We start from the raw sequence: 20,413 nt of genomic DNA, 5'->3' as shown, positions 1-20,413 counted from the left end.
CGCGAGATCGACCCGCCCGTCTCCAGATCGGCCCTCCGAGGGTCGATCTGGAACGCTCGGGTCGATCTCGCGGGGCCTTGCCGCCCCGCCCTGCCGCCGCCCCGACGGATTCCCAGAACTCGTCGCCGCGTCGTGTCGATCTCGCCGCCCGGGCTTCGTCGTCTGGGTGAGCGGCCGCACGGGCCGCACCGACGGAGGAGGCACGATGACCTTTCTGCAGACGATCCTCGCGGCGAACCGGGAGCAGCCGCCGGACCTCGCGCGCTACCGTGACGGACGGCGCAGCGTCGGCGACGGGATCGACGTCGCCGACGTGGTGCTCTACGGGCCGACGGCGCTCCGCCGGCCCGCGACGACGAGGGCGGAGGACCTCTGATGCGCTACCTGATGCTCGTGCTCGGCACGCCGCACGACCCCGACCTGCGACCCGAGGAGTTCGAGGCGGCCCCGCCGATCGAGGAGTGGGTCGGACGGCACTACGGCAGCGGCGCCGCGGTGATCGGCGACCGGCTGCGACCGGCGGAGGACGCCGTCGGCGTGCGGGTGCGCGGCGGCAAGGTCCTCGTCACCGACGGGCCGTTCTCCGAGACCAAGGAGACGATCGCCGGGTTCGACGTCCTCGAGGCGCCCGACCTGGACACCGCTATCGCCATCGCGTCCGAGCACCCCATGGCGTACGGCGGCGCGATCGAGCTGCACCCTGCGTGGCCGCTCGACCTCGACAGGCCCTGACCTGTCGGTCGTGACGGACCCGAGCCGCGCCGTCGAGGACGCGTTCCGCACCGAGTGGGGACGCGTCCTCAGCGCTGTCGCGCGCAGCACGGGCGACCTCGACCTGGCCGAGGAGTCGGCGCAGGAGGCGTTCGCGACCGCGCTGCGCACGTGGGGCCGCGACGGCGTCCCGGAACGTCCCGGCGCCTGGCTCACGACGACGGCCCGCCGGCACGCGATCGACGTCCTGCGACGGCGCCGGGTCGAGGCGGAACGCGTCGCCGCGTCGGGCCGGCTGGGCGAGCGCGTCGACCCGGGGCCGCGGGCCGGCAATCCCGCCGCCGACCCCGTGGTCGAGCAGGTCGCCGTCGGCCTCGACGACGAGGCGTGGGAGCCGGACGACCCCGACGGCGACCTCCTGCGACTGCTGTTCACGTGCTGCCACCCGGCCCTGCCCGCCGAGGCGCGGGTCGCCCTCACCCTGCGGTCGCTGACCGGCATGACGACGGCGCAGGTCGCGCGGGCCTTCCTCGTCCCCGAGGCGACGATGGCGCAGCGCCTCGTCCGAGCCAAGCGCCGCATCCGCGCGACGGGGATCACGTTCCGGGTGCCGCCCGCCTCGCTCCGGGCGGAGCGCGTCGACGGCGTCCTCGCCGTCCTGTACGTGCTCTTCACGGAGGGCTACGACGCCTGGGCGGAGCCCGCCGACGTGGTCGAGGGATCTGCCGAGCGGCGCGCGCTCGCCGACGTCGCCGTCCGGCTCGCGCGCCTCGCCGCACGGCTGCTCGACGACGAGCCCGAGGCACGTGGCCTGCTCGCCCTGCTCCTGCTCCAGCACGCGCGCCGGGACGAGCGCGTCGGCCCGGACAGCGCGACGCGCACCCTCGCCGAGCAGGACCGCGCGCGCTGGCGGCACGAGGAGATCGCCGAGGGCGTGGCCGAGCTCGAGGTGGCGCTCGCCGTCGGGCGCCCCGGGCCGTACCAGGTGCAGGCCGCCGTCGCGGCGCTGCACGACGAGGCCCCCGACGCCGACGCGACCGACTGGCCCCAGATCCTCGGCCTGTACGACGTGCTGCTCGACCTCACCGGCTCGCCGGTCGTCGCGCTCAACCGCGCCGTCGCGGTCGCCGAGGTGCACGGCGCGGACGCCGGCCTGGCCGCGGTCGACGCCGTCGCCGCCCACCCCGCGCTCGCGGAGTACCACCTGCTGCCCGCGGTGCGCGCCGAGCTGCTCGAGCGCGCCGGACGACCCGCGGACGCCGCCGTCGACCTGCGCAGCGCCCTCGCGCTCGTCGACCGCGAGGGCGACCGCCGCCTCCTGGAACGCCGCCTGGCAGCCCTGCCGGCACCGTGACCCATCCGATCTCCGTCAGGTCGAATGGTCGATGCAGAGTGACGTCTGCACGATCGATGCGCGAAGATCCGCAGGTGCACACGCCCATGTCGCTCCGCGCTCGTACCGTCGACGACCTCCGTGCGGCGTGCTCTGCCGGAGAAGCACCTCGGTACGTGCACTTCTGGAGTCAACGTCCCCGGCGTGCCGGGCAGGTGGACCAGTCCTACCTGAGCCAGTGGTGGCCCGTGCGGTTCGAGGTCGATGGCGAGGCGTTCGGGTCCGCCGAGCAGTACATGATGTGGCGCAAGGCCCGGCTCTTCGGCGATGACGTCTCAGCCCGGGCCATCCTGGAGGCGCGGTCCGCGGCCCACGCCAAGGCCCTGGGCCGCGGGGTTCGCGACTTCGACGATGACGTCTGGCTGAAGCATCGCTGGGAGGTCGTCGTCGCAGGTTCGGTGGCGAAGTTCCGCGCCGCCGACGCCATCGGCGCCTACCTGCGCTCCACCCGCGAACGGGTCCTGGCGGAAGCTTCGCCGGTCGACAAGATCTGGGGCATCGGGCTCGCCGCGAACTCACCGGACGCTGCACTCCCTCACCGTTGGCCGGGAACGAACCTGCTGGGGTTCGCCCTCATGGAGGCACGAGGAGTCGTCTGACGGCAACCGGTGCCAGGATCATCGCGTGGATCGATCGCTGACGGACCGGGAACGTGAGGTCCTCGACGCACTCCTGTCGGTCGACTTCGAGGGCGTCGAGAGGCTGCGCGACGAGGCGAGGTCAGCCCGTGTCGTCGGCCGCTGTGCCTGCGGGTGTCCTTCGATCGACTTCCGCCAGGGCGGCGGCATGGAGATCCTGGTGAACGGCGGAGTCGTCGGTTCTTTCGACGGGCACTTCCTCTACTCGCTCGACGGCCACCTAGGAGGCATCGAATGGGTCTCCGGTGGGGACGACCCGACCGAGCTTCCCGAGCCCGGCCGTCTTCACATCACGCGTGCCGAACCCGGTCCGTGAGCCACAGGGGCGGACCTTGCCTCTGCCCGCGTGACGTTCGCCCGAGACGCGAGATCGACCCGGGCGTCCGAGATCGACCCTCGGAGGGTCGACGTCGGGACGCTCGGGTCGATCTCGCGGGTCAGGGGCGGTCCTCACGCAGCACGACGACGTCGGTCGGGGCGAGGCGGAGCGTCTCGCCGTGCTCGACGCGGCGGCCCGTGAGCAGGTCGGTGCCCGACGCGTGGGCGGCGACCTCGACCGTCTCCTGGGCGTGGTTGAGGACGAACGCGGTGCGCTCGCCGTCGCGCTCGCGCACGGCGAGCTCGAGGTCGGGGACGTCGGCGTAGGGCCCGACGAGCCCGTGCCGGTCGAGCACGCGGCGCACGACCCACGAGACACCCGGCTCGTCGAGCGCGGTGGCGACGTACCAGGCCTCGCCGGGGACGCCGTCGGTCCCCCCGACGCGGTGCCGCGTCACGGCCGGGGTGCCGGCGTAGAACTCAGCGCCGTACGTCGCGACGACCTCGGTGCCCTGCGGCACCAGGATCTCGAACACGAGCTCGCCGCCCACGACGAGCGGCGCCTCCCCGCTGCCCGGCGTCCCGGCGGCACCGGCGACGTCGTCGAGGTCGGGGTCGTGCAGCGCGACCGGGTTCACGACGCCCGGCTCGGCGGAGTCCGTCTCCTCGACACGGATCCCGAACAGCGGGCCGAGCGGACCGGGCGCGTCCAGGAGGAACGCGTTGTCGTCCTCGTCGACCCGGCCTGCCCAGAACGACGACAGCACGGTGCCGCCCCTCGCGGCCACGCCCTCCAGACGCGCGGCGACGTCGCCCTTCAGCAGGTGCAGCATGGGCGCGACGACGACGTCGTACCGCGACAGGTCGGCGGTCACGGGCACGACGTCCACGTCGGCGTTCGCCTGCCAGAGCGCGCGGTAGTACGCGAGCACCGTGTCGACGTAGCGCGCGCGACGATTGAAGCCGTCCGTCATCTCGGCGGCCCACCACGAGTCCCAGTCGAACAGCAGCGCGACGCGCGCCGGGGTCCGGGCGCCGAGGACGGCGTCGCCGAGACCGCGCAGCTCGCCGCCGAGAGCGGCGATCTCGCGGAAGCTGCGCGTGTCGCGCCGGCCCGCGTGGTCCAGCATGGCGCCGTGGTACTTCTCGCACGCGCCCTTGGACTGCCGCATCTGGAAGTAGAGGACGGCGTCGGCGCCGTGCGCGACGGCCTGCCACGACCACAGGCGCAGCACGCCCGGGCGCTTCACGGGGTTGACGTCGCGCGAGGCGGTGATGGTCGGCGTCTGCTCCATGACCCAGAACGGCGCGCCGTCCTTGAGCCCGCGCATGAGGTCGTGCGCGAGCGCCATGCGCGCGTGCTCGCGCTGCCCGGGCGGGTAGTTGTCCCACGACGCGAAGTCGAGGTCGTCCGCCCAGCGGTGGTAGTCGAGGGGCCGGAACATGCCCATGAAGTTCGTCGTGACGGGCGTCGTCGCGTCGTGCTCGCGGATGCGGGCCTTCTCGTCACGGAAATTCTGACGCATCGCGTCGGTCATGAAGCGGCGGTAGTCGAGCGTGATGCCCTGGAACGCGGTGTGGTCGGGCCCGCGCCAGTGCTCGGTGAGCTTGTTCGGCGGCACGACCTGGTCCCAGTCGGAGAACAGGTGCGACCAGAACGTCGCGTTCCACGCCTCGTTGAGGCGCTCGATCGTGCCGTACCGCTCGCGCAGCCACCCGCGGAAGGCGACGGCGCAGCGCTCGCACCAGCAGCCGCCGTCGTACCCGCCGTACTCGTTGCCCACGTGCCACGCGACGAGGCCGGGCGTGCCGGCGTAGCGCTCGGCGATGCGGCCCGCGAGCTCGGCGGACAGGCGGCGGTAGACGGGCGAGCTGGGGCACGCGTTGTGCCGCTGCCCGTACGCGTGCGCGCGGCCCTCGAAGTCGGTCCGGTTCACCTCGGGGTAGGCGTGCGCGAGCCACGGGGGCAGCGCCCCGGTCGACGTCGCGAGCACGATCTGGCGCCCGCCCTCGACGGCGCGCGCCACGATCTCGTCGAGGCGCGTGAAGTCGTAGGTGTCCTCGGCGGGCTGGAGGTAGGACCACCCGAAGACGGCGAGCGTCACCGTGTCGATCGACGCCTCGTCGAACGCGGCGTAGTCGTCCTCCCACACGGCGCGGGGCCACTGCTCGGGGTTGTAGTCGCCCCCGTAGAGGATCTTCTCGGTCGCGGGCAGACGGGCGGGGGTCATGACGGGGACGGCTCCTCGGGTGGACGGGTCGGGGGTCAGACGGTCGTGAAGCGGGCGCGGACGTCGTCGAGCATCCGCCGGTCGTTGCGGTACCAGCACCACACCCACACGCCGCCGACGAGGGCGAGGACGCCGTCCGTGGCGAACCAGGCGACGCCGGCCGCGGCGACGAGCAGCGAGACGACGCCGAGGCTCACGAGCGGCATCCGGCCGAGGTAGTGGGCGGCGAGGCGGGCGACGTCGCGCGTGCGGAACGAGAAGAGGGTCGCGATCGCGACCGCGTGCAGCCCCCACACGAGCGCGAGCACCGCGATCACGACGAGCACGGCCGCGTACGTCGGGCCGACGCCGGCGGCCGAGGCGTTCGCGAGCACGACCCCGACGACCGCGAGCACCCCGAGTGCGGGCGCCCACACGCGCAGCGCGTCGAGCGCCCCGCGGCGGTAGCCGCGCACGAAGGTGCGGGCGGGCGCGACCTCGTCGTCGGACTCGCGCGCCCGGACGGCGTACAGGGCGGCGGACAGCGCGGGTCCGAGCGGGAGGGCCGCGAGCGCCGCGAGCGGCACGTTGGACGCCGTGCGGTCGAGCAGCAGGAGCAGGGCGAGCGTCGGCAGCGCCGCGAGCGCGAGCAAGGCCGTGACGACGACGTACCAGTAGACGAGCGCCGTCGCGCGCCCGAGCGTCCCCTGGCCGAGCGCGCCCGGCAGCGGCGATCCCGTGCTCCTCCCCGTGCCAGACGGCGGAGCGGGCCGGGACACGTCGCTCACCGTGCGCTCTCCCGGCCGATGGTCCGGCCGAGGATCCGGTCGTCGTCGAGCCACGCGGGCGTCTCGTCGCGGACGGGGTCGATCTCGACGAGCGTCACCTCGTGCCGCGCGAGCGTGAGCGCGAGGTCCACGCGGCCGTCCACGACGGGGAGGGACGTGGTCGAGCGGGCGGGTTCCGCGGCCTCGTGGAGGAGGTCGAGCTGGCGCGCCGTCGGCGACGCGGGGCGGCCGAGGTGCTGCCACGCGGTGAACGCGTTGCCGTCGGTCTCGTTCACGACGCTGCGGTGCGCGGACGCGCGCTGCGGGGCGCCACCGCCACCCGGCGCCCCGACGGGGACGGAGAGCCGCAGCTCGTGCCGCTCGGGCTCGGCCGGGTCGTCGGTCCCGCCGACGGGCTGCCACGCGAGCACGGTGACCCGGCCCGTCGCGTCGCGCGTCACGAGGTGGTCGGCGCCGCGAGCGAGCACGTCGGGGCCCATGCGCGCCATGAACGTGTAGAGGTGGTAGGTGGGCTTGCGCACCTGGCGGTGGGCGAGCATGCCGAACCCGCCGTGGAAGATCGCGGTGGGGATGTTCTCCTCCTCGAAGACGTCGCAGAACGTCCAGTAGGAGAACGAGTCCACCACGTCGCCGCCGGCGGCGAGCACGGGCGCGAGGGCGGCCGCGTTGTACGCGGTGTCGTGCACCGGGTTGTCGGGGCGGTAGCTCGTGTTGAACTCGGTGACGTGCGCGGGCAGCCCCTCCAGCCGGGTCCCGGCGAGGAGCTCGCGCGGGCGCGCGAACTGGTCGAGCAGGTCGGTCGGGTGGCGCAGGGTCTGGTAGACGCCGAACGGGACGTGCTGCGCGGGGCCGGTCGTGTACGCGTGGAAGGACACGAAGTCGCACGGCAGGTCGCGGGCGGCGACGGCGTCGGCGAACGGCGCCCACCAGTCGTCGGCACCGGGCGAGATCGCCGGGCCGCCCACCTGGAGGTCGGCGTCGACGTCCTTCACGGCGTGCGCGGTCGCCTCGTACAGGCGGAGGTAGGCCTCCTGGTCGGCGCCCTCCCAGAAGTTCACGAGGTTGGGCTCGTTCCACACCTCGACCGGCCACGTCCGGACCTCGTCGATCCCGTAGCGGTCGACCAGGTGGCGCAGCACCGCGGTCACGAGGGCGGCCCACTCGCGGTGGTCGCGCGGCGGCGTGACGTTGCCCTTCCACCAGAACACCGTCTGGTCGCCCGACGCGAGGCCGGACGGCATGAACCCGAGCTCGAGGAACGGCTTGACCCCGAGCGCGAGGTAGGCGTCGACGACCTGGTCGACGTAGGTGAAGGCGTACCGGGTGCCCTGGTGCCCCGCGACGTCGTACGGGCGGTGGACCCCGACGTCGTCGGACAGCAGGCCGTGGCCGCGGATGTACCGGAAGCCGATCTCGGCCTGCGCGAGGGCGAGCGACTCCTGGTAGTCCTGGCGCAGCGCGAGGTTGAACCGGCCCGTGCCCACGCACGTGCGCCACGCGTCGGACAGGACGGCGACGGGCTCGGACGGGACGACGGTGGGTGTCACGGGTGATGCTCCAGCGGGGAGGGGTGGTGCGGTGGGTGCTGCGGGCGGCGGACCGCCGTCGCCCGGTGGGGCGACCGGGCGACGGCGGGGCCGTGGTGGCGGGTGCCAGGGGCACCCGCCGGAGGACGTCAGCCCGCGGAGCGGGTGAGCGCCGCGTTGTAGGTGTCGATGAGCTGCGTACCGCCGAGCCCGTCGATCTCGGACACGTAGGCGTCCCACTCGCTCAGCGGGCGCTGACCCGTGACGAAGCCCGCGGTCGCCGCCATCACGGCGTCCTTGATCTGCGTGTCCAGGAGCGACGTCTGCTCGAGCTCGAGCTCGTCGAGGCTCGCGGCCGGCTTGACCGGCAGCATCTCCTTGCGCTCGAGCACGGCGTCGGTCCACGCCTTCGTCTCGTCGGTCATCACGGACTGGAGCAGCTCCTTCGAGGAACCGTTGGCGAGCAGGAACACGCCGTTGCTGTACCCGAAGTCGGCGTTGAGCTTCTTCGGCGCGTCGGGGTTGAGCGCGTTCCAGCCGATGTCGGCCGGGAGCGTGCGCGTGCCGCCCTCGTTCGTGTACGTCTCGCCCTCGACGCCCCACTGGGCGAACTCGATGCCCTCGTCGGAGTAGTACAGCCAGTCGACGAACTGGAGCAGGGCCTTGAAGTACGGCTTCTCGGCCGCCTCGCTCGAGATCATGAGGCCGGACGACAGCCGGCTCCCGGCGAGCATCCCGCCGAACGGCCCGTCGGGCAGCACGATCATGCGCAGCGTGACGTCCTTGCCCGCCTCCGCCAGCTTGCTGCGGTAGGCCGTGATCTCCTGCGTGTTGCCGGAGATCGCGGCGGCCTCGCCGTTGACGAACTTCTGGATCGCCTGGTCGTCGTTCTGCGTGATCTCGGGGTCGAGCAGGCCGTCGGAGGTCAGGCCGGCGACGTACGTGATCATGTCCTTGTACGCGTCGGTCGTGCCGGTGAGCTGGAACTCGCCGGACTCCTCGTCGAACCACGTGTTGGAGTAGCCCCAGCCACCCTCGGTGCCGTAGTTCGGGGCGATGTACTGGAGCATCGCGCCGAGCGGCTGCGTGTCGGTCCAGCGGTCGGTCATCGCGTACGACAGCTCGGGGTTCGCGGCCTTGACCGCGGCGAGCTGCTCCGCGAACTCGTCCCAGGTCTCCGGCTCCTCGGTGATGCCGGCCTTCTGGAACAGGTCGTCGTTGACGACGACCGAGTACTGCACGTCGGGGATCTCGCGCAGGCCCGGGAGGAGGTAGTACTTGCCGTCCGCCTGGCGCTTGGCGTCGAGCTCCTCGCCGAGGCCCCACTTCTCCACCTTGTCGGCGAAGTTCGGGAGGTACTCGAGGTAGTCGGAGACGGGCAGGATCGCCCCGCCGGAGACGAACTGGACCTCCTGGCCGGGGTAGGTCACCGGGATGAGGTCGGAGGCGTCGCCGGCGCCGATGAGCAGCGCCTTCTTGTTGTCCCAGTCGGCCAGCGGGACGTCGGTCCGCGTGAAGGTGACGTTCTGGTTGGCCTCCAGGTTCTGGAAGATCGACCAGTCCTCCTTCACCGGGTAGTTCGGGTGGTCGCGGTACATCAGCGAGAAGTCGACCGGCTCCGTGGCCTTGAAGGTCGTGCCGACCTCGAAGTCCTCCATGGCGCCGACGGAGTGCTCGGCGTCGATCGTGACGGCGCCACCCCCCTCCACGGGGTCGGGCGTGTCGCCACCCCCGCCGCTGCACGCGGTCAGGACCAGGGCCAGGGTGGTCGCGGTCGCCACCGTGGCGGCCGGGATCCGGATCGTTCTCATCTCTCTCCTCGGGTTCGAGCTTCGTCGCTCTGACGTCGCTGAGGTGCGGGTGGTGCGGTGGGGTGGTGCGGGTGGCGCGTGGCGGCTCAGCCCTTGACGGAGCCGAGCATCACGCCGGAGACGAAGTACTTCTGCACGAACGGGTACAGGCAGACGATGGGCAGGACGGTGAGCAGCATCGTCACGGACTGGATGTTCGAGCCGATCTGGACCGCCTCCTGCGAGCCGGGCCCGGTCGCCGCGGCGATGAGGTTGCGCAGGTAGACGGTGACGGGGAAGAGCTCCTTCTTGTCGAGGTACAGGAACGCGCCGAACCACGAGTTCCAGATGCCCACCGCGTAGAAGAGCGTCATGGTCGCGATGACCGCCTTGGACAGCGGCAGCACGATGCGGCCGAAGATCCCGTACGTCGACAGCCCGTCGATCGCGGCCGCTTCCTCGAGCTCCGTCGGGAAGTTCTCGAAGAACGACTTCATGACGAGCAGGTTGAAGACGGAGATCGCGCCCGGCAGCACGACGGCCCACATCGTGTTCCGCATGCCCAGGACGTCCGCGACGAGGATGTAGTTCGGGATCAGGCCACCGCCGAAGAACATGGTGAACACCGCGATGCCGATGAACGCGTTGCGCCCCTTGAGGTGACGGCGGCTGATCGCGTAGGCGTACGTCGTGGTGAGCGCCATCGCGATGAGCGTGCCGACGACCGTGTAGACGACCGTGTTCTTGTAGTTGGTCCAGAACATGGCGTCGGAGAGCACGTACTGGAGCGTCTGGACGTTGAACCCGCGCGGCACGAGGTTGACGTTGCCCGCCGCGATCTGGCCCTCGGACGAGAACGCCTTCGCGACGAGGTTGACGAACGGGTAGAGCGTCACGACGCACACGACCGCGAGGACGAGGCCGTTGACCACGCGGAACGCGCGGTACCCGCCCGTGTCCTTGATCGTGCCGCCCTCGCGGCGGACGGCGGTGAGGTCCGGCGTCGCGGACAGGGGGTCGGTCACCACAGCGAGGCTCCAGTCAGGCGGCGCGAGACGGCGTTCGCGGAGAGGACGAGCACGAGCCCGATGAGGGCCTCGAACAGCCCGATCGCGGTCCCGTAGGAGAACTGCGCGGACTGGATGCCGACGCGGTACAGGTACGTCGAGATGACGTCGCCCGTGGAGTAGATCAGCGGGTTCTGCAGCAGCAGGACCTTCTCGAACCCGACCGCCATGAAGGAACCGATGTTGAGGATGAGGAGCACCATCATCGTGGGGCGGATGCCCGGCAGGGTGATGTGCCACGTCTGCTGCCACCGGTTGGCGCCGTCGATGCGCGCCGCCTCGTAGAGCTGGTCGTCGATCGTCGTGAGCGCCGCGAGGTAGAGGATCGTCCCCCACCCGACGGTCTGCCAGACCTCGGACGAGACGTAGATGGTGCGGAACCACTCGGGCTGCTGCATGAACGCGACCGGGTCTCCCCCGAACGCCTCGACGATCTGGTTGACCGTCCCGTTGACCGACGTGAGCTGGAGCACGAGGCCCGCGACGATGACGATCGACATGAAGTGCGGGAGGTAGGAGACCGTCTGCACGATCTTCTTGAACCGGCGCGACCGCAGCTCGTTGAGCAGGAGCGCGAAGACGATCGGCAGCGGGAAGCAGACCAGCAGCGTGAGGAGCCCGAGGATGACGGTGTTCCAGAACACCTGCCAGAACTGTGCGTTCTGGATGAACATCTCGAAGTAGCGGAAGCCGACCCACTCGTCGCCGAACACGCTCCCGCCCGGACGGAACCGGCGGAACGCGATGACGTTCCCCAGCATCGGCAGGTAGCGGAAGACCAGCAGGAACAGCACGGGCACCACGAGGAACGTGTACAGCCGCCAGTCCTTGCGCAGCGCGACGCGCCACGGGACGCTGCCGGCCTTGCGGCGCCGGGCGGCCCGGCGCGCGCGGCCGCCGCCGTCGCCCGCGGGCTCGCCGGGCCGCGCGTGCTCGGCCGCTGCGACGGCGCTCGCGACGGTGGTGGCCTCGCCGACGTCGACGGGGCCCTGGTCCAGGGTCATCCCACGCTCACCTCCTCGTGATCGTTCTCGCGGTGCGTACCCGGCGCGGCCGGGACGGTCGCGGGTCCGGAGACCCGCACGTCGGTGACGAGGCGGCGCGTGTGGTCGACCTCGCGCTCGGGCCCCACGAGGCGCAGCGGCAGCGTCGCGACGACGTCGGCGCTGGACCGCGAGACGCGCAGCTCGACGTCGCCCGGCTCCACGACCCGGCGCCCGTCGGCCCCGGTGAAGGACGTGAGGTCGGCCGGCACGACGAACGACACGGTCGCGGCCTGACCCGGGTCGAGCGCGACGCGCGCGTACCCGACGAGGCGCACGACGGGCCGCGTCACCTGGGCGACCGCGTCGTGCAGGTAGAGCTGCACGACGTCGGCGCCCGGGACGCTCCCGGTGTTGCGCACGGTGACCTCGACCCGGGCCTCGCCGTCGACCGGCCAGGGGGCCGGTCCGCCGGCCGTGGCGCCGACGACCTGCGCGTCCTCCCACGCGAACGTCGCGTAGGACAGGCCGTGGCCGAACGGGAAGGCGGGCGTCGGGTCGACGCTCGAGACGCCGGAGCGCAGGCCGAGCGGCGCCGAGAGGTAGGTCGCGGGCTGACCGCCGGGGTCGCGCGGGACGCTCACGGGCAGGCGGCCCGACGGCGACACCTCGCCGGCGAGCACCTCGGCCACCGCCCGGCCGCCGAGCTGGCCGGGGAAGAACGCCTGCACGACCGCCGCGGGCGGCGTCGGCTCGTCGAGGAACGCGCCCAGCGCGTAGGGCCGGCCGGTGAGGAGCAGCAGGACGACGGGCGTTCCCGTGGCGAGCAGCGTCCGCACGAGGTCCTCCTGGACGCCGGGCAGCCGCAGGTCGGCGGCGTCGCACCCCTCGCCCGAGGTCCCGCGCCCGAACAGCCCGGCCCGGTCCCCCACCGCCACGACGCACACGTCCGCGCCGCGCGCCGCCTCGACGGCTGCGGCGAACCCGCTCGTGTCCGACCCGGTCACGTCACAGCCCCGGGCGTGCACGACGTCGAAGCGCGACCCGAGCTCGGTGAGGACCGTCGGGATCTCGATCCCGGTCTCGACCTCGGGGTGCTGGGCGCCGACGTGCGCGGGGAAGGAGTAGCAGCCGAGCATCGCCATCGGGTCGTCCGCGAGCGGGCCGACGACGGCGAGGCGCGTCCCGGTCGCGAGCGGCAGCGCGCCGCCGTCGTCCGCGAGCAGCACGACCGCCTCGCGCGCGAGGCGCAGGGCGAGGTCGCGCCCCGGCGCGTCGTCGAGCACGAGGCCCGCGCCGCCGCCGGGCACGGGCTCCCAGCCGGGGTCGAGGAGGCCGAGCTCGACCTTCTGCCGGAGCACGCGGTGCAGCGCCTCGTCGACGAGGGACTCCTCGACGTCGCCGCGGCGCACGGCCTCGGCGAGCGCCGGACCGAACGCGTCGACGGTGGGGAGCTCGACGTCCACGCCGGCGCGCAGCGCGAGGCGCGCGGCGTCCGTGCCGTCGGCGGCGACCTTGTGCAGCGTCTCGAGGAACCGGACCCCGAAGTAGTCGGCGACGACCGTGCCGTCGAAGCCCCACGTCTCGCGGAGCAGGCCGGTGAGGAGGCCCCGGTCGGCGGCCGACGGCATCCCGTCGACGTCCGTGTAGGCGTGCATGACGGAACGCGGCCGACCGTGGCGCACCGCGATCTCGAACGGCGGCAGGATGACGTCGGCGTACTCGCGCGGCCCCATCGCGACGGGCGCGAGGTTGCGGCCCGCGCGAGAGGCGGAGTACCCGGCGAAGTGCTTGAGCGTCGCGACGACGCCGGACGACTCGAGCCCGCGCACGTACGCGGCGCCGACCGTCCCGACGAGGTACGGGTCCTCGCCGACGGTCTCCTCGGTGCGGCCCCAGCGGTGGTCGCGCGTCACGTCGAGCACGGGCGCGAGCCCCTGGTGCACTCCCGCGGCCCGCATGCTCGCGCCGATGCGCGCGGCCATCGCCTCGACGAGCTCCGGGTCGAAGCTCGCGCCCCAGGACAGCGGGACGGGGTAGGCGGTCGCACGCCACGCGGCGAACCCGGCGAGACACTCCTCGTGCACCTGGGCAGGGATGCCGAAGCGGCTGGCGGCGACGAGGTCGCGCTGCGACCGCTCCAGGGAGCGGGCCCCGGCCTCGGGGCTGACCGGCGCGGTGCCGTAGGGGCGCGTGAGCTGACCGAGCCCGTGCTCGATGACGGACTCCCACGTGGGGACGTGGCCCGTCATGTCGGCCTGGTGCGGCGCGACGCCCCCGCCGGAGGCGTCCGCGCCGACCCACACGCCGACGAGCTGGGCGAGCTTCTCCTCCAGGGTCATCGCTGCGGCGAGCGCCCGGGCACGCTCGGCGGCGCCCCGCCGCACGTCGCGCCACGGCTCCGTGGTCGTGGCCTCGTGCCGCTCAGGGGCGGCCGGGGTCGTCTGCGTCGTCAATCGTGGTCCTCGGGTCGGTCACGTCGTCGTGCCTCGCCCGGTGTCCCGGGCGTCCACGGCATCGTGGTCTTCGAAAGTATCGGTAACGGTTCCGATACCCGTTGGTCCGGGACGCTAGACCGACGGCGGACGCGTCGTCAAGCGAGACTCGGGTCACAGTTCGATGACGACGGCTTGCGAGGCCTTCCTCGCCAAGAGGCGCGGGATACCAGCGAAGATCACCCGTCTCGGCAACGGACGAGCGCCACGCACAAGTGCTACGGTTCGACTCGAAAGTTGCGACCAGCACGAGGAGCGCCATGCCAGCGCAGGACCGGGGTGCCGCCACGGGTGGCCCCGCGACCATCGCGTCCATCGCCGCAGAGGCCGGCGTGTCCGTGCCCACGGTGTCCAAGGTGCTCAACGGCCGGCCCGACGTCGCGGCGTCCACCCGCGCGCGCGTCGAGGCCGCGCTCGAACGCCACCAGTACCGACGCCGGCGGTCCGCCCCCGCGACGCCGACGCCCCTGATCGACCTCGTGTTCCACCAGCTCGACTCCGCGTGGTCGATCGAGATCATCCGGGGCGTCGAGGAGGCGGCGGCCGCCGCGAAGGTCGGCGTGGTGCTCTCCGAGCTCGGCGGCGAGCACCGGCCACCCCAGGACTGGCTCGACGGCGTCCTCGCGCGCCGCCCCCTCGGGGTCCTCCTCGTCCTGTCGAGCCTCGACCAGTCCCAGCGGCACCAGCTCGAGTCCCGCTCCATCCCGTTCGTCGTGGTCGACACCGAGGGCGAGCAGCCCGCCGGCGTCCCGACGGTGGGGTCCAACAACTGGAGCGGCGGGCTCTCCGCGACCCGCCACCTCCTGGGCCTCGGCCACCGTCGCGTCGCGATCATCTCGGGACCGTCGGACGTGCTGTGCAGCCGCGCCCGCATCGACGGCTACCGCAGCGCGCACGACGAGGCGGGGATCGTCGTCGACCCCGGGCTCGTGCGCTACGGCGATTTCTACGTGGACGGCGGGTACGAGCACGGCAAGGCGCTGCTCTCGCTCCCGGACCGCCCGACGGCGATCTTCGCCGGGTCGGACATGCAGGCGCTCGGCGTCCTGCGGGCCGCGCGCGAGCTCGGCCTGCGGATCCCCGAGGACCTGTCGGTCGTCGGCTACGACGACCTGCCGCTGGCCGGCTGGATCGGCCCGGAGCTGACCACCGTGCACCAGCCGCTGCACGAGATGGCGGGGACGGCGACGCGCATGCTGCTCGACCTCGCACGGGGCGGCCGGCCCATGAACCAGCGCCTCGACCTCGCGACCGAGCTCGTCGTCCGCGAGAGCACGGCGCCGCCGCAGACCTGACGCTCCACCCTCATTTGCGCGACCCTGTCACCGCTGTCGCGTTTGTCCCACGATGTAAAACGTTATCGATAACGATTGCCACATCCTCAGTGTGTGACTAGCGTCACTCGCGCACGTTGTTCGCGCTGGTGGACCAACGGAGGTCCACCCCGGGAGGAAGAGGATCGACGATGACCCGAGCACTACCCTTGCGCAGCACGAACGGCGGGAGGTCGGCCGCCCTGGCCGCCCTCGTGGCCGTGCTCATCACCACCGGTGTCGGTGTGGGCTCCGCCCAGGCGGCCGGCTCCACCCTCGAGGCCGCGGCCGCCGAGTCCGGCCGCTACTTCGGCACCGCCCTCGCGGCCGGCAGGCTGTCCGACTCGACGTACTCGACCATCGCGAACCGCGAGTTCGACATGATCACGGCCGAGAACGAGATGAAGATGGACGCGACGGAGCCGTCGCAGAACAGCTTCAACTACTCCCAGGGCGACCAGATCGTCAGCTGGGCGACGAGCCGTGGCAAGCAGGTCCGCGGGCACGCCCTCGCGTGGCACTCGCAGCAGCCGGGCTGGATGCAGAACATGTCGGGCTCCGCGCTCCGCCAGGCGATGCTCAACCACGTGACGCAGGTCGCGACGCACTACCGCGGCAAGATCTACGCGTGGGACGTCGTGAACGAGGCGTTCGCCGACGGCGGCTCGGGCGCGCGCCGCGACTCGAACCTGCAGCGCACCGGCAACGACTGGATCGAGGCGGCGTTCCGCGCGGCCCGCGCCGCCGACCCCGGCGCCAAGCTCTGCTACAACGACTACAACACCGACAACTGGAGCCACGCGAAGACGCAGGCCGTCTACTCTATGGTCCGCGACTTCAAGGCGCGGGGGGTGCCGATCGACTGCGTCGGCTTCCAGGCCCACTTCAACTCGGGCAACCCGGTCCCGAGCAACTACCACACCACGCTCCAGAACTTCGCCGACCTGGGCGTCGACGTGCAGATCACCGAGCTCGACATCGAGGGCTCCGGCTCCTCCCAGGCCGAGCAGTACCGCGGCGTGGTCCAGGCATGCATGGCCGTGTCGCGCTGCACCGGCATCACCGTCTGGGGCGTGCGGGACACCGACTCGTGGCGCGCGTCCGGCACCCCGCTGCTGTTCGACGGCAACGGCACCAAGAAGGCCGCCTACACCGCCGTGCTCGACCAGCTCAACAGCGGCGGCGGGACCCCCGGCGGCCCCGGGGAGAACCCGGGCGGAGACGGCTCCTGCACGGTGACCGTCACGCGGGGCGACTCGTGGGGCGACCGCTTCAACACGACCTTCCAGGTCTCGGGCGCGTCCGACTGGACCGTGACCATCCGCACCGGCTCCGGCCAGAGCCTGCAGAACTCCTGGAACGCCGCCGTCACCGGCACGAGCGGCACCCTCACCGCGACACCGAACGGCAACGGCGACGCGTTCGGGATCACCTTGTACTCGAACGGCAACACCACGCTCCCGACGGCCACCTGTGCGTCGGCCTCCGGAGGCGGAGGCGAGACCTGCACCGTGACCGTGACGCGGGGCGACTCCTGGGGCGACCGCTTCAACACGACCTTCCAGGTCTCGGGCGCGTCCGACTGGACCGTGACCATCCGCACCGGCTCCGGCCAGAGCCTGCAGAACTCCTGGAACGCCGCCGTCACCGGCACGAGCGGCACCCTCACCGCGACACCGAACGGCAACGGCGACGCCTTCGGCATCACGCTGTACTCGAACGGCAACACCACGCTCCCGACGGCCACCTGCTCGGCCTGACGGGGCGCCGGGGTGGCGGGACCGTCCGTCCCGCCACCCTGGCGGAGTCCCGGCGGAGGCCCGGAGGACAGCGTGTTCGCACGCCGCTCCAGGCCCGACCGTGACCGGGCCGCGACGCCGCCGCACCGGAGGTCGCTCAGAGCCCCGTCTCGGCGTAGAAGCCCTCGATGTGGGCGCGGACCTGACGCGCGGCGCGCTCACCGTCGCCCGCGGCCACGGCCTCCAGGACCGAGCGGTGCTCGGCGCGCAGGCGCGCCGCCGTCCGCTCCCACGAGGGCAGGGTCGCGCTCCCCGCGGCGACGTACGACTCGATCGCGCCGCGCAGCCCGGTCATGACCGCCTCGACGAGCGGGTTGCCCGCGAGCCGCACGAGCAGCACGTGGAACGACGCGTCGAGCTCGCGGAACTCCTCGGCCGCGAGCGCCCGGTCGTCCATGCGGTCGAGCAGCGCGCGCGCCGCGGCGAGCGCCTCGGCGACCTCGGGCGTGCCCGGCCCCGGGTCGGCCCCCCGCTCGCCGGTGCCCTGCGCGGCGACGACCCGCTCGGCTGCCGCGCCGGCGGCCCACGTCTCGAGGAGCACGCGCGTCTGGACCACGTCGCGCACGGCGAGCGTCCCCGACGCGACGTGCAGCCGCACGGCCGCCCCGAGGCCGGCGGCGGGCCGGTCGACGACGGTCGCCCCGGCGTCGGGCCCAGACCCGACGGCCGTGCGCACGATGCCCATGGCCTCGAGGACGCGGATCGCCTCCCGCACGGAGGGGCGCGAGACGCCCAGCTCCTCGGCGAGCGCGCGCTCGGCCGGGAGCCGCTCGCCGAGCGCCCAGCGACCCGTGGCGAGGTCCGCCTCGATGCGGGCGAGGACGCGTTCGTGGGTGCGCACCCGCCCAGGGTAGGCGACCCCGGCACGCTGTGGTCAGACCACGCCGACCTCGTGGTCTACAGTGGAAGGACTGTGGTCAGACCACAGCCGCGGCGCCTCACCGCGGCGGTCTCGGCAGGCGGCGCGGACGCGGCCCGGCGAGACTGGACCGACTCGCCCTCCCCCGGAGCAACGATGCGCATAGCCCTCACCGCGACCTGCATCGGCGACGTGATGTTCCCCCAGGCACCGCGCGCCACCGCCCTCCTCCTCGAGCGCCTCGGCCACGAGGTGTTCTTCCCCGAGCGGCAGGCCTGCTGCGGCCAGATGCACGTCAACACGGGGTACCTCGACGAGGCGGTGCCCGTCGTGCGCAACCACGTCGAGGCGTTCTCCCCCGTGCTCGACGGCGAGTGGGACGCGGTCGTCGTCCCGTCCGGGTCGTGCACCGGGTCCGTGCGGCACCAGCAGGGCATGGTCTGCCGGCGCGCCGGCCTCGATGACCTCGCGCGCACCGCCGACGCGGTCGCCGCGAAGACGTACGAGCTGTCCGAGCTGCTCGTCGACGTGCTCGGCGTGACCGACGTGGGCGCCTACTTCCCCCACCGGGTCACCTACCACCCGACGTGCCACTCGCTGCGCATGCTCCACGTCGGCGACAAGCCGCTGCGGCTCCTGCGGGCGGTCGAGGGGATCGACCTCGTCGAGCTGCCCGCGGCGGAGGCGTGCTGCGGGTTCGGCGGCACGTTCGCGCTGAAGAACGCCGAGACCTCGACCGCGATGCTCGCCGACAAGATGACGCACGTGAAGGCGACGGGCGCCGAGGTCCTCACCGCGGGCGACGCGTCGTGCCTCATGCACATCGGCGGCGGGCTCTCGCGCATCCGCGCGGGTGTCCGCACGCTCCACCTCGCGGAGATCCTCGCGTCCACCAAGGACGCGCCCGCCCCCGCCGGGGTCGGTCCGTCGACGCGCGGGGGTGCCCGGTGAGCCGCACGTTCCTCGGCCTGCCCGTGCGGCGCGGTGCGCGCACCCTGCCCGACGACGTCGCGCACCCCGGCGGGCACGGCACCTCCGCGGGTGCGGGGGCGGCGTCGGACGCGTTCGGCGACGTGCCGCACCCCGACGCGCCGCTGCGCTGGGGCGGGTCGTTCCCCGACGCGGCGCGCGAGGCCCTCCAGAACACGCAGCTCCGCCGCAACCTCGCGCACGCGACGTCGACCATCCGGGCCAAGCGCGCGGCCGTCGTCGGCGAGGTGCCGGACTGGGAGGCGCTGCGCGACGCGGGCTCCGCGATCAAGACCGACGTCATGGCGCGCCTGCCCGAGCTCCTCGAGGAGCTGGAGCGGAACGTCGTGGCGCGCGGCGGCGTCGTGCACTGGGCGCGCGACGCCGACGAGGCGAACCGGATCGTCGCGGACCTGGTCACGGCGAAGGGCGTCGACGAGGTCGTCAAGGTGAAGTCGATGGCGACGCAGGAGATCGGGCTCAACGAGGCGCTCGCCGCCGAGGGGATCGCGGCGTACGAGACGGACCTCGCGGAGCTCATCGTGCAGCTCGCCGACGACATGCCGTCGCACATCCTCGTGCCGGCGATCCACCGCAACCGTGCGGAGATCCGCGAGATCTTCCTCGCGCGCATGGGTGACGCCCCGCCCGAGCTGTCCGACGTCCCGCGCGAGCTCGCGATGGCCGCGCGCGCCCACCTGCGCCGCAAGTTCCTCTCGGCGAAGGTCGCGATCAGCGGCGCGAACTTCGGCGTCGCGGACACGGGGACGCTGACCGTCGTCGAGTCCGAGGGCAACGGCCGTATGTGCCTCACGCTCCCCGAGACGCTCATCACGGTCATGGGGATCGAGAAGGTCGTGCCGACGTACACCGACCTGGAGGTGTTCCTCCAGCTCCTGCCGCGCTCGTCCACGGGCGAGCGCATGAACCCGTACACGTCCCTGTGGACGGGCGTCACGCCCGGCGACGGACCGCAGGAGTTCCACCTCGTCCTGCTCGACAACGGCCGCACGGACGTCCTCGCCGACGAGGTCGGGCGGGCCGCGCTGCACTGCATCCGCTGCTCCGCGTGCCTCAACGTGTGCCCGGTGTACGAGCGCGTCGGGGGTCACGCGTACGGGTCGGTGTACCCCGGCCCGATCGGCGCGATCCTCACGCCGCAGCTCACGAAGTCCTCCGGCGGCCTCTCCGGCCACCACGACCCGAACGCGTCCCTCCCCTACGCCTCGACGCTGTGCGGCGCGTGCTACGAGGTGTGCCCCGTGAAGATCGACATCCCGTCGATCCTCGTCGAGCTCCGGGCGCGCGAGGTCGACGCCGACCGCGGCCGTCCCACGGGGTGGGGCGCCGCGATGAAGGCGGCCTCGTTCGTCATGTCCGACGCGCGGCGGTTCGAGCTCGCGGAGAAGGCGGCGGGGGTCGGGCGCCTGGTCGCCGGTCCGAAGGGCCGGATCTCGACCCTCCCGCCGCCCGCGTCCGCCTGGACCCGCTCGCGCGACCTCCCGGCCCCCGCGAAGCAGACCTTCCGCGACTGGTGGCGCGACCGCCCCGCCC

The 20,413-nt window shown here is 72.9% G+C and carries 17 protein-coding genes; 9 read left to right on the top strand and 8 right to left on the bottom strand.

Going from position 1 to position 20,413, the window contains the following annotated elements; all coding sequences use genetic code 11:
• Nucleotides 1-205: 205 nt before the first annotated feature.
• Genes A0J59_RS02550 through A0J59_RS02530 form a run of 5 tightly spaced genes read left to right on the top strand, consistent with a single transcriptional unit; the run spans nt 206 to nt 3,058 of the window.
• The gene (locus A0J59_RS02550; RefSeq protein ID WP_156186287.1) at nt 206-376 is read left to right on the top strand and encodes a hypothetical protein; all 171 of its coding nucleotides are present in this window, start codon (nt 206-208) and stop codon (nt 374-376) included.
• A complete protein-coding gene (locus A0J59_RS02545; RefSeq protein ID WP_047231460.1) occupies nt 376-732 on the top strand; it encodes a YciI family protein in 357 nt (118 codons plus the stop codon). The genes A0J59_RS02550 and A0J59_RS02545 overlap by 1 nt, the downstream gene beginning before the upstream one ends.
• A gap of 10 nt (nt 733-742) precedes the next feature.
• On the top strand, nt 743-2,065 hold the full coding sequence (locus A0J59_RS02540; RefSeq protein ID WP_064315127.1) for an RNA polymerase sigma factor: 1,323 nt from the start codon (nt 743-745) through the stop codon (nt 2,063-2,065).
• A gap of 56 nt (nt 2,066-2,121) precedes the next feature.
• Nucleotides 2,122-2,703, top strand: a complete 582-nt coding sequence (locus A0J59_RS02535) for an NADAR family protein (RefSeq protein ID WP_369799740.1) — start codon at nt 2,122-2,124, stop codon at nt 2,701-2,703.
• Nucleotides 2,704-2,728: 25 nt separating this feature from the next.
• On the top strand, nt 2,729-3,058 hold the full coding sequence (locus A0J59_RS02530; protein ID WP_064315126.1) for a hypothetical protein: 330 nt from the start codon (nt 2,729-2,731) through the stop codon (nt 3,056-3,058).
• Nucleotides 3,059-3,179: 121 nt separating this feature from the next.
• Here A0J59_RS02530 and A0J59_RS02525 read toward each other — a convergent pair whose 3' ends face one another.
• The 7 genes from A0J59_RS02525 to A0J59_RS02495 form a co-directional block, all read right to left on the bottom strand.
• Complete coding sequence (locus A0J59_RS02525; RefSeq protein WP_064315125.1) at nt 3,180-5,291, bottom strand: beta-galactosidase; 2,112 nt, start codon at nt 5,289-5,291, stop codon at nt 3,180-3,182.
• A 35-nt stretch (nt 5,292-5,326) separates the two neighbouring features.
• The gene (locus A0J59_RS02520) at nt 5,327-6,058 is read right to left on the bottom strand and encodes a glycosyltransferase (RefSeq protein WP_220084423.1); all 732 of its coding nucleotides are present in this window, start codon (nt 6,056-6,058) and stop codon (nt 5,327-5,329) included.
• The gene (locus tag A0J59_RS02515) at nt 6,055-7,605 is read right to left on the bottom strand and encodes a cellulase family glycosylhydrolase (protein ID WP_064315124.1); all 1,551 of its coding nucleotides are present in this window, start codon (nt 7,603-7,605) and stop codon (nt 6,055-6,057) included. The genes A0J59_RS02520 and A0J59_RS02515 overlap by 4 nt, the downstream gene beginning before the upstream one ends.
• A gap of 128 nt (nt 7,606-7,733) precedes the next feature.
• The gene (locus tag A0J59_RS02510) at nt 7,734-9,395 is read right to left on the bottom strand and encodes an extracellular solute-binding protein (protein WP_064315123.1); all 1,662 of its coding nucleotides are present in this window, start codon (nt 9,393-9,395) and stop codon (nt 7,734-7,736) included.
• Between the two features lie 86 nt (nt 9,396-9,481).
• Nucleotides 9,482-10,402 (bottom strand): carbohydrate ABC transporter permease, encoded by a 921-nt coding sequence (locus A0J59_RS02505; RefSeq protein WP_082140940.1) that lies wholly within the window; start codon nt 10,400-10,402, stop codon nt 9,482-9,484.
• Nucleotides 10,396-11,445 (bottom strand): sugar ABC transporter permease, encoded by a 1,050-nt coding sequence (locus A0J59_RS02500; protein WP_047231455.1) that lies wholly within the window; start codon nt 11,443-11,445, stop codon nt 10,396-10,398. Before A0J59_RS02500 ends, A0J59_RS02505 begins: the two co-directional genes overlap by 7 nt.
• A complete protein-coding gene (locus A0J59_RS02495; RefSeq protein WP_064315122.1) occupies nt 11,442-13,880 on the bottom strand; it encodes a glycoside hydrolase family 3 N-terminal domain-containing protein in 2,439 nt (812 codons plus the stop codon). Before A0J59_RS02495 ends, A0J59_RS02500 begins: the two co-directional genes overlap by 4 nt.
• A 299-nt stretch (nt 13,881-14,179) precedes the next feature.
• On the opposite strand from A0J59_RS02495, the gene A0J59_RS02490 reads away from it, so the two are divergent.
• Together A0J59_RS02490 and A0J59_RS02485 are read left to right on the top strand one after the other, a co-directional pair.
• Entirely contained in the window at nt 14,180-15,214 is a 1,035-nt protein-coding gene (locus A0J59_RS02490) for a LacI family DNA-binding transcriptional regulator (protein WP_047231453.1), read from the top strand.
• A 170-nt stretch (nt 15,215-15,384) separates the two neighbouring features.
• On the top strand, nt 15,385-16,992 hold the full coding sequence (locus A0J59_RS02485; protein WP_231581688.1) for an endo-1,4-beta-xylanase: 1,608 nt from the start codon (nt 15,385-15,387) through the stop codon (nt 16,990-16,992).
• 136 nt (nt 16,993-17,128) lie between these two features.
• Here the strand turns inward: A0J59_RS02485 and A0J59_RS02480 are convergent, their stop codons facing one another.
• Nucleotides 17,129-17,872 carry a FadR/GntR family transcriptional regulator gene (locus tag A0J59_RS02480; protein WP_064315121.1) on the bottom strand — a complete coding sequence of 248 codons (744 nt, stop codon included), beginning with the start codon at nt 17,870-17,872 and terminating at the stop codon, nt 17,129-17,131.
• 174 nt (nt 17,873-18,046) lie between these two features.
• Here A0J59_RS02480 and A0J59_RS02475 point away from each other — a divergent pair, with 174 nt between their 5' ends.
• Nucleotides 18,047-18,841, top strand: a complete 795-nt coding sequence (locus A0J59_RS02475) for a (Fe-S)-binding protein (protein ID WP_064315120.1) — start codon at nt 18,047-18,049, stop codon at nt 18,839-18,841.
• Nucleotides 18,838-20,413 (top strand): LutB/LldF family L-lactate oxidation iron-sulfur protein (locus A0J59_RS02470; RefSeq protein ID WP_172819996.1); only part of this gene is annotated, 1,576 nt, incomplete at its 3' end. The genes A0J59_RS02475 and A0J59_RS02470, both read left to right, overlap by 4 nt.

It is taken from the genome of Cellulosimicrobium sp. I38E (assembly GCF_001647255.1).
Classification (GTDB): Bacteria; Actinomycetota; Actinomycetes; order Actinomycetales; family Cellulomonadaceae; genus Cellulosimicrobium; species Cellulosimicrobium cellulans_E.
The sequence above is the reverse complement of the archived record's forward strand: the minus strand, read 5'-3'. Positions and strand labels throughout refer to the sequence as shown.

Excerpts from the sequence above, each read along its gene's own strand:
- A0J59_RS02550 (WP_156186287.1), top strand. The coding sequence starts at position 206 with ATGACCTTTCTGCAGACGATCCTCGCGGCGAACCGGGAGCAGCCGCCG.
- A0J59_RS02545 (WP_047231460.1), top strand. The coding sequence starts at position 376 with ATGCGCTACCTGATGCTCGTGCTCGGCACGCCGCACGACCCCGACCTG.
- A0J59_RS02535 (WP_369799740.1), top strand. The coding sequence starts at position 2,122 with ATGCGCGAAGATCCGCAGGTGCACACGCCCATGTCGCTCCGCGCTCGT.
- A0J59_RS02525 (WP_064315125.1), bottom strand. The coding sequence starts at position 5,291 with ATGACCCCCGCCCGTCTGCCCGCGACCGAGAAGATCCTCTACGGGGGC.
- A0J59_RS02510 (WP_064315123.1), bottom strand. The coding sequence starts at position 9,395 with ATGAGAACGATCCGGATCCCGGCCGCCACGGTGGCGACCGCGACCACC.
- A0J59_RS02500 (WP_047231455.1), bottom strand. The coding sequence starts at position 11,445 with ATGACCCTGGACCAGGGCCCCGTCGACGTCGGCGAGGCCACCACCGTC.
- A0J59_RS02490 (WP_047231453.1), top strand. The coding sequence starts at position 14,180 with ATGCCAGCGCAGGACCGGGGTGCCGCCACGGGTGGCCCCGCGACCATC.
- A0J59_RS02485 (WP_231581688.1), top strand. The coding sequence starts at position 15,385 with ATGACCCGAGCACTACCCTTGCGCAGCACGAACGGCGGGAGGTCGGCC.
- A0J59_RS02475 (WP_064315120.1), top strand. The coding sequence starts at position 18,047 with ATGCGCATAGCCCTCACCGCGACCTGCATCGGCGACGTGATGTTCCCC.